Raw genomic sequence first — 12,741 nt, forward strand, 5'->3', positions numbered from 1 at the left:
TATCCTGATCTAATTTAAAAAGGCCATGAAAATTAAAACTATATTCTACCTATTTATCTTTCTTGGAGTCGGATGTATACTAAATTTATCATGTAGTAAGGATGAAAATACATCCCCGGAGCCAGAATCTAGAGAAGAAGAGGAGGTTCCTAATCCAGTACCAAACGATGACATTATTACCGAGGATCCAACAGAGGAAGAAGTGAAGGTGGAATTTCTAAACGCCAATCTCACCTATGATGGTTATGTTCTCATAAACGATGCCGGGAAAAATCGGGTCTATATTATGGATAAGGAAGCCACTATACTTCATGAATGGTCGTTGAGTAATAATATTGGTAATGATGTGGTATTGCTTCCAGATGGTCGACTATTAGCAAGTTTGGAAGCGGATGACCCCTTGATTGCTTTTGGTGGTAAGGGAGGCAAGATACAATTTGTAGATAAAGATAGTCGCATAGACTGGAACTTTGAATATGCTACGGAAGATTACATTACACATCATGATGTTGAAATTTTGCCCAATGGAAACGTAATAGCTTTGGTCTGGGAACGCATGCCTGTGGAAAGCGCCCAAGAATTGGGATGGGTTTCAGAAGTTGATATTTTTACTGAAGCCGTTATTGAAATCAATCCGTCTACCGATGAAATTGTATGGGAATGGCATGCTTGGGATCATCTGATACAGGATAAAGATGATACCAAAACCAACTATGGTTCTGTCTCGGACAATCCTCAACTTATCGACATCAACTACAATTCGGAACAGGAAGATGGGGATATTATGCATGCCAATGGCATCGCCTATGACGAAATCAACGACCTAATTTATATAAGCGTGAATTTCTATCATGAAGTTTGGGTCATTGATCATAGCACTAGTACGGAACAAGCTGCCTCCAGCGCTGGAGGCACCCTTGGCAAAGGGGGTAATTTAGTCTATCGTTTTGGTAATCCTGGTGCCTATAAAAATGACGCAGGTGAGCGTTTGTTCCATAACAACCATTTCCCAAACCTTCTCGACGGAGGTGACCTACTAATTTTCGTAAATATGATGCAAGGTATGGAGCAGTCCGCAGTATACGAATTGGATTTACCGGATGGCTTGGATCTTAGGGCCAAAGAAAACAATGAACCAACGGTAACCTGGAGTTTTACGGACCCGGATTTGTATTCTCCCAAAGTATCCGGAGCTGTACTGTTGCCCAATGGAAATACAATGATAACGGAAGGTGATTTTGGTGTTTGGGAAGTAACACCGGATGGGGAAGTAGTTTGGAAATTTAGCGCTCCTGGTTTCTTTTGGCGAGCCTATCATTATGATAAAAATGCTCCCGGGCTAACTTCCTTAGGATTATAGATTAAAGACACCTTCATTGCAGTTCCCCGAAACACTTCAATCCTTGTTCTTCTTTTGCACTTTACGGACGAAGTTTTTAGGAGCCCAATCGCATTTTTAAAATTATTGCGGTTTCAACCAAAGTTTCTTCAATTTGCGCATCGTTTTTCGAGAATATTTGCTTTTTTAACACATTTCATGGATTTCCTACAATTCCTATTAAATTATTTACTAAATTTAAAAGAAAGAGTTAACCCGGCCCCCGGCCCTACTTGGACTTAAGAATAATAAAATCGATAAAAAGAAAAAAATGAATAAGAGATTAGTACTTGCCGCCATATTGGTGGCATATGGAATTCCCGTATTGGCCCAAGCTACCGCAAAAGGAGTTGCCGAGAGCAATCTTAGAATTGCAAGTTTTATACATACTATGAGTACCAAATCACCTTCCTTAACATCGGACCGTACCTTGGATTTAGCGGATATAGAAGGCTCTATGTATTATAACGAGTATTTTACCCAAGCAAAGATTTATTATTCCGGTAAACCATTTCAAAGCATTCTTGCCCGTTATAATGCCTATACCGATGAGATAGAGATTAAAAGGGATGATCAAGAAACCGCAGAGGCCTTACTTAAGGATGTCAAGGTTTCGTGCGAAGTCAATGGAGAAAGATTGGTTTATTCCGAATACCTTGACAAAAAAGGAAATTTGGAAAATGGATATCTAGTCAAGGTTTTTTCCGGCAAGAAATATAATCTCTACCAGAAAAAATCAAAAAGTTTTAAAGAAGGGCAGCAGCCCAAAACTTCCTTGCATCTCCCCACTCCGGACAAATTCGTGGACAGATCGGAATTTTATGTGGCCCTGGATTCACAAACGCCCAAGTTTCTTCCGGACTCCAAGAAAAAGCTTTCAACAGTTTTTGATGAAGACAAAGTAGGTGTTTTAAAAACCTATGTTAAAAGGAACGAAATCGATCTCGGCAAGAAAGAGGACTTACAACGTCTGCTACGCTATGCTGAAACCGTTTCTACTGAGGGAAAAGGGGTTTAATTTAACTTAACGTTTCTCTAGCCAACGGCTAGTAAATATAACCTAGGATTATTTCTTCGCTTCCGGGAAACTGTTTATAACTTCCTTTGGTAAGTCCAATGTCGAAATGCCCATATAGTGAAGGGATTTGTAGAGGGGATTAGAGTTAATCTGGACCAAGAAGGCATTAAGCCTGAATGCACCTACCGAAAATAGGAAAGAACGGGTTTCTTCTTATAACAACGGAATAGACTTCATGACAAGAAAAGAAATGAACAGGAAATCAATATTGACCGTAATGTCGGTCATCTATGGATTTTCAGTACTCGGGCAAACGGGGCAACAAGCTAATCCTTCCGGGGATACGGAAAATAATTTTAGATTGGCAAATTACTTTCACACTTTAAGTAATAAGCCAGAGGCTATCACAGCGGACCGTACAGTGGATTTGGCTGATATTGAGGGTTCCATGTATTATGACGAGGATTTTAGCCTAGGAAAGATATATTATTCGGACGAACCTTTTAAAAGTATTCTTGCACGCTATAATGCCTACACCGATGAGATAGAAATAAAAAGGGATGAGCAAGAAGCTGTGGAATCCCTATATAAGGGTGCCAAAGTATCCTGTGAGATAAATGGGCGTCGATTTGTTTATTCGGAGTACCTTGACAAAAGGGGAAATCCGGAAAATGGATATCTGGTCAAAGTTTTTTCCGGTGAAAAACACGACCTCTATGAAAAAAGATCCAAGGCCTTTAAGGAGGGGCAACAACCCAAAACCTCCTTACATTTACCAACTCCGGACAAATTTGTAGATCGATTAGGTTTCTACGTAGCGGTGGATTCCGAAACCCCCCAATTTTTTCCGGATTCCAGGAAAAAGCTTTCGACTATTTTTGATGATGATAAAATTGGTCTTTTAAGGACTTTTATCAAAAAGAATGAAATCGATTTAAGCAAGAAGGAGGATTTGCAACGTCTACTGATCTATGCGGAAACTATTGCCGATGGGAGGAAAGGAATTTGAGCGGTCCAATTGTCATTTTGTTCACAGCCTAACCTTAACATGTTATCGGGTTTCATTTGACTTAAGACTCACTTGATAAGTTTTCCATAGCCATTGACTTGAAACTGGAGACTTAACTATTGGGCTATTTTAATAGGGATTACCTAGGTGTTTGGGTACCAGTTCAATAAATACTAAGAAAAATCACCATCTCATATCATAATAAGTATCCTAGGCATAAAGAATAACGTCAACGGTATTTCCTTACCTTTACCCCGATGCAAAAAACCGAAAAAATCTATGGAATACGGGCCGTTATCGAGGCCATAAATTCAGATAAGGCCATTGACAAAGTCTATCTGCAAAAAGGATCTAGGGGAGATCTGTACAAGGAATTGGAAATACTAACCCGAAAAAAAGGGATAAACACCGTTTACGTCCCTGTTGAAAAACTAAACCGATCAACAAAGGGAAACCACCAGGGTGTTATAGCCCATATTTCACCCATTTCGTTTTTTGAATTGGAGGAACTTGTAGAAAGGGTTATCGCTACTAAAGAGCAACCTCTCTTCCTTTTATTGGATCAAATCTCGGACGTCCGAAATTTTGGAGCCATCATACGGACCGCTGAATGTACCGGTGTGGACGGCATTATCATTCCAAAGAAAGGAGCCGCCCCGGTAACCTCGGATACGATCAAAACCTCTGCCGGAGCAGCTTTTAAAGTCCCCATCGCCAGGGTGAACCACATTAAGGACGCTATTTTTTATTTACAGGCCTCAGGTATAAAAGTAGTGGCCGCCACGGAAAAAACCGAAAAATCCATTTATGAGGTTTCATTTAAAAAACCTTGTTCCCTAGTAATGGGGTCGGAGGGCCTCGGAATTTCTCCTTCCACCCTTAAGGCCGTGGACGAAAAGGCCAAATTACCCATGATGGGAGAAATAGGCTCTTTGAACGTTTCCGTTGCTTGCGGGGTTTTTCTATATGAAGTATTGCGTCAAAGAAGTTTGTCATAATGGGGCAAAAGTAGTCTTGTGCCTATTTATATTATTCCTTTTCATTCCCTTTGTCCTTGGGGTCTTTTTTTAGGTGATAGATAATCCGAACAGATTCATTTTGGTTGTCCTCAGGGTCTTTTTTTCCGATAAAATTTCCGTTTTCATCAAACTGTTGTAAAAATTCATCTTCCTCTTCATTATAATCTTCCTTTTCCCAGTCAAATTTTTTGGGAGACGGTATCTCGGCCTTAATAAAAATCGCCAGTATAAATCCCGATATAAACCCGCCCAAATGTCCTTCCCAGGAAATCCCGTCCTTTACAGGAAAAATATACCACAACAAACTTCCATAGATAAATACCACTACAAGTGAAAGTGCCACCAGGCGATAGTATTTGGAAAAAACGCCCTTAAAAAAAATAAAACTGGCCAATACGTAAATAACTCCACTGGCCCCAATATGAAAGGAAGGTCTACCTATTATCCAAGTTAGTAAACCTGATAAAAATATACCCCACATCAAAACCCTTAGGGCTATCTTTCGATAAAAAAAGAAAAGCGAGGCCGTAAGTACGGCCAATGGTATGGTATTGTTGTAAAGATGTTCCACCGAACCATGAATGAAGGGGCTAAGAAAAATGCCCTTTAATCCGGAAAGGGTTCTCGGGTAAACCCCATAATCGTTTAGATTCACGTGAAAGCGCAATTCCATCAAAAAGACGGACCAGATAGACAATACGGCCAAAAGGGGTACTATTACTACCTTATTGGAAAACTTAAAATACTGTTGTTCGGACATATCATAAAATTAACCCATTTAACACAATAAGTCGGCCATATCCTTAAATGCTGAAAAATCGTCATCTGGAATTTTGTCCTATTTTTATGGTATGAACGCACCATTGGCAGAACGGGTACGCCCCAAAAATTTGGACGAATATATAAGTCAGAACCACTTAGTGGGTGAAAATGGTTCGCTTACGCTACAGATTAAAAAAGGGACCATCCCTTCCTTAATCTTTTGGGGACCGCCCGGAACCGGTAAAACCACTTTGGCCAATATAATTGCTAACGAAAGTCAGCGGCCATTTTACACCCTGAGTGCCATTAACAGTGGTGTAAAGGACATTCGGGAGGTTATTGATAAGGCCAAACAAAGTGGCGGACTCTTTACTTCCAAAAACCCCATTCTTTTCATTGATGAGATCCATCGTTTTAGTAAATCCCAACAAGATTCACTTTTGGCAGCCGTGGAGAAAGGCTGGGTAACATTGATAGGGGCAACGACGGAAAATCCAAGTTTTGAGGTAATTCCGGCTTTACTGTCCCGATGTCAGGTATATGTCTTGAACCCTTTCGGAAAAGAAGATCTGGAAGCACTTCTTCACAGGGCAATGGAGCAGGATGGCCTTTTAAAGACAAAAAGAATAAAATTGAAGGAAACGGAAGCCCTTTTGCGTTTATCCGGCGGGGATGGGAGAAAACTTCTAAATATTTTTGAACTTGTGGTGAATTCCGAAGAGGCCGATAGCTTAACGATTACGGATACATTGGTTATAGGTAAGATCCAGAAAAATACGGTTCTGTACGATAAGACCGGAGAGCAGCATTACGATATCATTTCGGCCTTTATTAAATCGATTCGGGGAAGTGACCCCAATGGGGCGGTGTATTGGTTGGCCCGAATGATCGAGGGAGGCGAGGATGTAAAATTTATCGCTCGAAGAATGCTCATTTCAGCCGCCGAGGATATTGGCTTGGCCAATCCTACGGCACTTGTCATTGCCAATTCCACATTTCAGGCCGTGACCACTATCGGGTATCCGGAAGCGCGCATTATTTTAAGCCAATGTGCTATTTATCTGGCAACGTCCCCAAAAAGCAATGCAAGCTATGCGGCAATCGGAAAAGCACAGCAAGCGGTAAAACAGACTGGCGACCTTTCGGTACCGCTTGCCCTTCGCAACGCCCCTACCAAATTAATGAAGGATTTGGGCTATGGTGAAGAATACAAGTATGCGCATGACTATGCAAACAATTTTGTGTCTTTGGAGTTTTTACCGGACGAGCTCTCAGGTACTGCGTTTTACAAACCAGGTGACAACCAACGTGAAAGGGCTATTAAAGAGTTTTTGAAAAACCGATGGAAGGATAAATATGATGTCTGATGTTGGATGTTGGATGTTGGATGTTGGATGTTGGATGTTGGATGTTGGATGTTGGATGGTAAAAAAATCAAAATTTGACGTTCAATTCCTCGGCAATGAGATTTCCACCTTCGTAATATTCAAAGTACCATTTCCCGTCCTTTGTATAGACCATTCCATTTTTGTTGTCCATCGTAGCATGATAAACCCCTTGAACCGAGCTTTCGAAAAGTTTCATTCGTATTTTAGGTGTGCTGTCCACCAATTGGTATCCATTGGGTAATTCCTGGGCGTACCAAACCTCCTTGGTTACATCTGAAGCTACTTTTGTAGAACCCGTATCCGTTTTTGATATGCTCGATGCTATGGGTTGCCTATTTTCATAAATTTGCTCTTCTTTGGTAGTTACTTGTTGGATCGCCTCCTGCCCACTTTCAACTTTCTTTGTAATATCGGATTCAACCGGTCTTAAATCTTTATAGCTTTGCTCTTCCAGGGTAGCTTTTTGCTGTACCATTGAGTCTTGGCGGGCATTCAATTCAGGAGTGGTTTCCGTATTCTCTTCCAGTTTTTTCACATCGTTCTTAAAGCTTACTGTTATGGGTTCCTTTTTTGTAGATGCACCACTGTATTTATAATCCACATTTTCCAAAGAAACAAAAGCGCCCCTTATGGCCTCATTGTAAGAGGCTTTGTATTCCTTCAATCTACTTTTGCCCTGAATTGTGGTAAACACCTCTTGGGATCTACAATCCTTCAGTACAAGGGCAACCTTCGTCGTAAACATGGAAGAATCGTCCTGAAGTCCCACCAAAAGGCCCAAGCACCTATCTTCTATCAGTTCTATGGGCATTTCGTCCTCATAAACGGCCTCAAAATTATTTTTGGTAAACAAAAACTTTATAAACGTACTGGTCTGGTACTGGTTCTCCCTTTTGAAGGAATCGAACTTTTTGGGGACGATGATATACTTATAATCGTTTAAATCTGTTTGTGCCATGCCTAAGTAGCCTGATACGAGCAAAAGGGTCAATAGTAATCGTTTCACAAGTAATCCTTTTGAGGTTTATTGTGTTGTGGAATGAAAAAAACGTGCCAAAGAAGTATTCTTGAAGTCAAGGCCCACCCCACAATCCTTTTAATTTTTGCCCCAAGATATGATATTTAATCCTAATTGGAAAGAAGCGTAATGGGCGTCCGCCACATTTCTATAAGCCAAAAGATTGTCGGCCATAAAATATAAGTTTACGGGACCCGCCTGTAAGCTTACCCCAAGCCCAATATTGGAATAGGAAAATTTATCTACGGTATAGGTAGTCTTGGCCGTCAAAACGTTCCCAAAACGTCTTAGATAAAAGGCTGTGAGCGCAGTTTGAGGCCCTCTGGGCCTATTTATCATGTAGAGTTGCCCTCCAAAACTATTGGCATATCTGTAACGCGCCCCGTTACCTCCTTTAACCACAGTATTGCAATCACAAATCTCCCTCGATTCCAGCTGTTCCCCAAAATCACGACGAATGGAGGCATATAGTTTGGTAGGCCTAAAAGTGATGTAACCCTTTGTGTCATCCTCAAAAGGCACCAGCGCTTCCACTTCATCGACCAGATCCTGCCAAAAATCCGCATCGGGATCGGAAAGGGCATCCGGAAGTATTACCTCAATCCCTTCCACAGTAGCTGCACCATTCAATGTATAGGTCTGGACATCATTGCTATGGTATATAAATCCCAAATCCAAAAGGCTTCCGGTAACGACGGTCTGTTCGTTAAGATTATAGGAAAAACCCAAATCCAGACCCAATCCAAGATTACCTCCAAAGAAACCACGCTTCATAACGGTACTGGCCAAATTCCCGTTATCTTCGGCATCTTCCAATTCGGAGATACCGGATGTCCGTAACTTCATATCGGCATCAAGGGTACTGGCCAACAGATTGTTCTGGCCTTCCCTGGTCACAAAAAAACCTTTGTTCCTAGTTGAGTTAAAATCAAAAATGCTGGAATATATCTTTCCCCTGGCCCCAACAACAAGTTGGTTGTTCATTCTTTTGTTGATCCCGAAATGGAATACATTCACCATTTCGCCCCGTGTCTTTAAGTGGCTCAAATCAAACTCTTGATTTAAGCGGTCCGCGTTTCCTTCATAAGCTAGAATGGCGTAATCCCTAAACCAGTAACCAATGGCGTCTCCCTCATTGTATATACCGAAAGAATAAAAATAGTCCGGATTTCTTCCCCTGAATCCGCCACTTAAAAGTTCCAACTGGTAGGTGCCACTAAGTTCGTCCCTTATATTCATCCCGTTGATGGCCCTATCCCTCACCTTATCGTTGATGTCCAACCCATCATCCGCAAAAATGTCATTAACGGTAATTCCACTAGATCCCGCCTGAAACGATATTCCCGATAATGCCGGAATACCAGCGTACCACTGAAAATCGCTCTTCACCCCTGGATTTACCATCAAAGACTGGGGAATATCGGTAAAGTCATATAACAACTGCTTGTTTTGGGCATACGAATGGTAGCAAAGCCAAAAAATGGTTGCCAAAAAAAGGTGTCGGATTCTCATTTTATTCGTACCCTGAATTTTCCACTAGACTTCAAGGTAACCATGGGATCGGGGAGTGTTGAGGTACTGATGGAATCCCCCAGGTTTGTTCCGCTAAGTCGTATTCCGGAGGTATTTCTAATGATATCTATACTTCGGCCTGCATTGCCATAGGCCGTTTCCCTAATCAAAACCGCGGTAGGTGCCGGGTCAATGGAAAAGGATTCCGTATCGAGGACATTGCCCGCATCATCCAAAAATTCAACCGTTAGATTCAATCTTTTACTCGTGGTATTTTCCACTTCATAGGTAAGTACGCCATCCAAGACTCTTTCCGAAAAAACATCCTCGGCAAAGGCGTCGAAATTAAAGTCTTGGGAGTAAAAGTTTGCTCCATTAAAAGCGTTGATTACATTTTCTGGGGTTTCGAGGTAAACGATACTGGCTTCATAAGTAGGGGTGATGTTCAAATCATCATATTGATCAAAATCCTGTTTCTCTGCACAGGACGAGAAGACTAAAACCAATAGTAAGCCCAAAATAGTACGTGTGCTTAATTTTCCCATTTTAACCAAAACCTGAGCCTTCAAATACGAGGCATATCAACCTATATAACTCTATAAAAGGGATTTTATTTCACGTAAATCATGAATCATTTCGCAATATTCGTGCTGTGGGTCATTATGTACGTTAAAGTGCAAGGTATGAAGTCCCACGGCCATGGCACCCAAGATATCCGCTTCCAGACTGTCGCCTATCATAAGTGCCTTTTGCGGCAATACATTTGCCGTCCGAAGGGCCAATTGAAAAATAATGGGATTCGGTTTCTTTACCCCCGCCATTTCAGAATTAATGATATGGGCAAAGTAGTCCGATATATTGGCATTTTTCAACTTTTTTTCCTGTATTTCCTGAAAACCGTTGGTAATGATATGAAGTTTATATTTTGGTCTTAAGTATTCCAAAACATCGATAGTATTCGGGAAAAGATGGTTGTAGTTGGATAAATGTGCGATGTACTCCTGGGAAAGCAGGTTTATGGTTTCATCCGCTACGGGATATTTAAGTGCATCAAAAACGGTCTTCAACCGCTGATAGCGTAGGTCGGATTTGGTTATTCTCTCTTCCCTATACAATTTCCAAAACGCCAAATTGGTGGGTATGTAGATTTCCAAAAAATCCGAAAGTTCCACCTCAATATGATTTTCTGCCAGTATTTTTTCAAAGGTCAAGGCCGAATTCCTTTCGAAATCCCAAAGGGTATGATCCAAATCGAAGAAAATGTCGGTTACGATATCCTTAAACATGATATTTTTTTAATGAGTCGCCATATAAGCGCTTCCAGTCCACATCATGATCCTCACCTAAAAGCTCATTGGAGAACACCGTAATAAAGTGCCCATTCACTTTTTTTACCAAGGAATACAGCATATCTATTTTTTCCAATATTTGGGCCTTGTTCTTGTAGTTTGCAAAAGCATAATCATGTACGGCGAAAGGATGAAGTCTTACCGGTTGTTGTGTTTCCAGGTTTATATCATAAAAATAAAAAGGGGAACAGGTTCCCGCCCTAAAACCGATCTCATGGGTATAGCCCATAGTGTAGTCGTCCGTAAATTCGGCCTCCACCAAATTCCGATACATGTTGGGAATACCCACTCTGTTGTAGCGCATTCTAGTACAATTTACGGGTCTGTTGATTACATCCTCCAGACGTTTTTTTTCCGTTTTCAATAAACTGATATCATTAAAGGAACTATAGGAAGCAGCCAGTGAAACCAGGCTATAGTCCGCAATGGATTTTATTAGAGATCGGAACCTATTGTTATTTGGAGATACATTTTTGTCATAGGTAGAGTAGGAAGCAAACTGAAAAAAGAATATACTGTTTACACCATATTTTTTGTGTATATCAACCAAAAATCCAAAATTATTGTAGGGATCTTTGGAGGGTTTAAACCAAACCGCAACGCGCTGAAAAACCCTTTTTAACCTAAACTGTCCCAAATCCAGGAAAAATCCTGCCAAACTTCGTACAAAACCCCTATGGGCAAAGCAATGCGAAGTAGTAATGTCCAAAAGGGAGGTATATGCATATGTTCTTTGCTTGTTTTCCATATCGGGAAACCGATCCAAAAGACCTTCCAACAATTTAAAGGCCCATAAATCCACTACGGGCTGCCCCAGAAAATTATGACGATATGCAATACTGTCCTTGGGAGAGAATCGTCCGTGGATGTCCTTTACATGGGGAAGATATTCCTCATAACGACTAAGAAGATAAAAACTGGCCGAAAAAATATCGAATGGAATATTACTGCGTTCCCCGGTAGAAAAAAAACAGGGGACGCCATCCCAATCCCCAACGGTAATCTCAAAATCGTTAATGCCCTGTTCAAATAAGAGGTCATTGCTCCGGACAAAAAATTCATTTTGTAGGGCCTGTTTAGTATAGGTTATCTTTGGCCCGGTATGTTTTATGAAATCCTCTACCTTGGTGGTAAAGACAACTTCAATTCCCAACATACGCGTAAAAATATGCTTCATGATGTAGCTGAAGCGCGAGGTGATTTTGTGCGTATAGATAAGTAACATACTCTTTAAAATTTCAATACAAAAAGCTGTAGGTTTTGCTCCATTTTATTATGGGGTTCCGGACTAAATTTGAAATCCCACCCCGGAGAAACCCGAAACACCCTCACAATATTTTTTCATCGGCAAAACTTAAATAGTCCTTCTGGACAATAATCAAATGATCCAACACCTTGATGTCAAGGGCACCGGCAGCCAGTTGTAACTTTTGTGTTATCTCTTTATCCGCCTTGCTCGCCCTTAAATTTCCCGATGGATGATTGTGGGCCAATATTAAGGCCACGGCACCCAATTCCAAGGCTTGTTTCATCACCAAACGTACATCGACCAATGTACCCGTAATACCGCCTTTACTTAATTGGGCCATATGTAAGACCTTATTTGCATTATTTAGGTATAAAATCCAAAATTCTTCATGTTCCAACTCTCCCATTCTGGGGTGGAGCAATTCAAAAGCATCCCTACTACTTTCAATTTTTGAAATCTTAAGGGCCTGCTCCCCTCTTCGTCTTCGACCGATTTCCAAGGCTGCCGCTATGGTGACCGCCTTTGCCTCACCAATTCCTTTGAACTGCATTAATTGTTTTGTGGATAGCCTTCCGAGCTCATTCAGGTTATTGCCAACAGATGCCAAAATACGTTTGGAAAGTTCTACTGCACTCTCATTTTTGCTCCCGGATCCGATGAGTATCGCGACCAACTCCGCATCGGACAATGCCAACCTCCCTTTTTGCACCAGTTTTTCCCGTGGTTTGTCATCATCGGCCCAATGTTTTATGGAAAAAGTAGTAGGCTTTTCTCGCATTTGCTAAAGATAATGAACTAATGTTTTCATCCTTGGAATCCATCACGAAATCAATAGAAAAAATTCGCTGTGGCAGCAAAAAGGAAATCTTGGAGAGAAGCAAAAGAAGTAAACTTTTTAAACGTCGCAATCAATAAGGATCATCATCGGACGGGAGTTCCCGTTCTTCCAAATAGCTCCTGGTATCATATAGTGTCCTATCCTCCTCGAGAATGGCGTTGGACATCCCTAGCATAATAGCTAGTAATACTAGGGAAGCCT

General features: G+C 41.1%; 12 protein-coding genes. 5 read left to right on the forward strand and 7 right to left on the reverse strand.

The genetic code is table 11. The annotated features are described in order from the left end of the window. The first annotated feature begins 25 nt into the window (after positions 1 to 25). The 4 genes from ACO06Y_RS24210 (at position 26) to rlmB (ending at position 4,403) form a co-directional block, all read left to right on the forward strand. Complete coding sequence (locus tag ACO06Y_RS24210) at positions 26 to 1,360, forward strand: aryl-sulfate sulfotransferase (RefSeq protein WP_422081643.1); 1,335 nt, start codon at positions 26 to 28, stop codon at positions 1,358 to 1,360. Positions 1,361 to 1,649: 289 nt separating this feature from the next. Continuing rightward, the gene (locus ACO06Y_RS24215) at positions 1,650 to 2,396 is read left to right on the forward strand and encodes a hypothetical protein (RefSeq protein ID WP_422081644.1); all 747 of its coding nucleotides are present in this window, start codon (positions 1,650 to 1,652) and stop codon (positions 2,394 to 2,396) included. Between the two features lie 235 nt (positions 2,397 to 2,631). Continuing rightward, positions 2,632 to 3,405 carry a hypothetical protein gene (locus ACO06Y_RS24220; RefSeq protein ID WP_422081645.1) on the forward strand — a complete coding sequence of 258 codons (774 nt, stop codon included), beginning with the start codon at positions 2,632 to 2,634 and terminating at the stop codon, positions 3,403 to 3,405. Positions 3,406 to 3,662: 257 nt separating this feature from the next. After that, positions 3,663 to 4,403, forward strand: coding sequence for a 23S rRNA (guanosine(2251)-2'-O)-methyltransferase RlmB (rlmB, locus tag ACO06Y_RS24225; protein WP_422081646.1), 741 nt, complete (start codon positions 3,663 to 3,665; stop codon positions 4,401 to 4,403). Positions 4,404 to 4,434: 31 nt separating this feature from the next. Here rlmB and ACO06Y_RS24230 read toward each other — a convergent pair whose 3' ends face one another. Beyond that, entirely contained in the window at positions 4,435 to 5,184 is a 750-nt protein-coding gene (locus ACO06Y_RS24230; RefSeq protein ID WP_422081647.1) for a rhomboid family intramembrane serine protease, read from the reverse strand. A gap of 91 nt (positions 5,185 to 5,275) precedes the next feature. On the opposite strand from ACO06Y_RS24230, the gene ACO06Y_RS24235 reads away from it, so the two are divergent. Then, on the forward strand, positions 5,276 to 6,553 hold the full coding sequence (locus tag ACO06Y_RS24235; protein WP_422081648.1) for a replication-associated recombination protein A: 1,278 nt from the start codon (positions 5,276 to 5,278) through the stop codon (positions 6,551 to 6,553). A gap of 67 nt (positions 6,554 to 6,620) precedes the next feature. On the opposite strand, the gene ACO06Y_RS24240 is transcribed toward ACO06Y_RS24235, so the two are convergent. The 6 genes from ACO06Y_RS24240 to radC form a co-directional block, all read right to left on the reverse strand. Beyond that, positions 6,621 to 7,580, reverse strand: coding sequence for a hypothetical protein (locus tag ACO06Y_RS24240; protein WP_422081649.1), 960 nt, complete (start codon positions 7,578 to 7,580; stop codon positions 6,621 to 6,623). A 90-nt stretch (positions 7,581 to 7,670) separates the two neighbouring features. After that, a complete protein-coding gene (locus ACO06Y_RS24245) occupies positions 7,671 to 9,104 on the reverse strand; it encodes a DUF5723 family protein (RefSeq protein ID WP_422081650.1) in 1,434 nt (477 codons plus the stop codon). Beyond that, complete coding sequence (locus ACO06Y_RS24250; protein WP_422081651.1) at positions 9,101 to 9,649, reverse strand: hypothetical protein; 549 nt, start codon at positions 9,647 to 9,649, stop codon at positions 9,101 to 9,103. The genes ACO06Y_RS24245 and ACO06Y_RS24250 overlap by 4 nt, the downstream gene beginning before the upstream one ends. 51 nt (positions 9,650 to 9,700) lie before the next feature. Next, positions 9,701 to 10,390: a YjjG family noncanonical pyrimidine nucleotidase gene (locus ACO06Y_RS24255; RefSeq protein WP_422081652.1), complete on the reverse strand. Its 690-nt coding sequence runs from the start codon at positions 10,388 to 10,390 to the stop codon at positions 9,701 to 9,703. Then, positions 10,383 to 11,678, reverse strand: a complete 1,296-nt coding sequence (locus tag ACO06Y_RS24260; protein WP_422081653.1) for a polysaccharide deacetylase family protein — start codon at positions 11,676 to 11,678, stop codon at positions 10,383 to 10,385. Before ACO06Y_RS24260 ends, ACO06Y_RS24255 begins: the two co-directional genes overlap by 8 nt. 103 nt (positions 11,679 to 11,781) lie before the next feature. Continuing rightward, positions 11,782 to 12,480, reverse strand: a complete 699-nt coding sequence (gene radC / locus ACO06Y_RS24265) for a RadC family protein (protein ID WP_422081654.1) — start codon at positions 12,478 to 12,480, stop codon at positions 11,782 to 11,784. Between the last annotated feature and the right edge of the window lie 261 nt (positions 12,481 to 12,741).

It is taken from the genome of Ulvibacterium sp. (assembly GCF_965228935.1).
Lineage (GTDB): Bacteria > Bacteroidota > Bacteroidia > Flavobacteriales > Flavobacteriaceae > Ulvibacterium.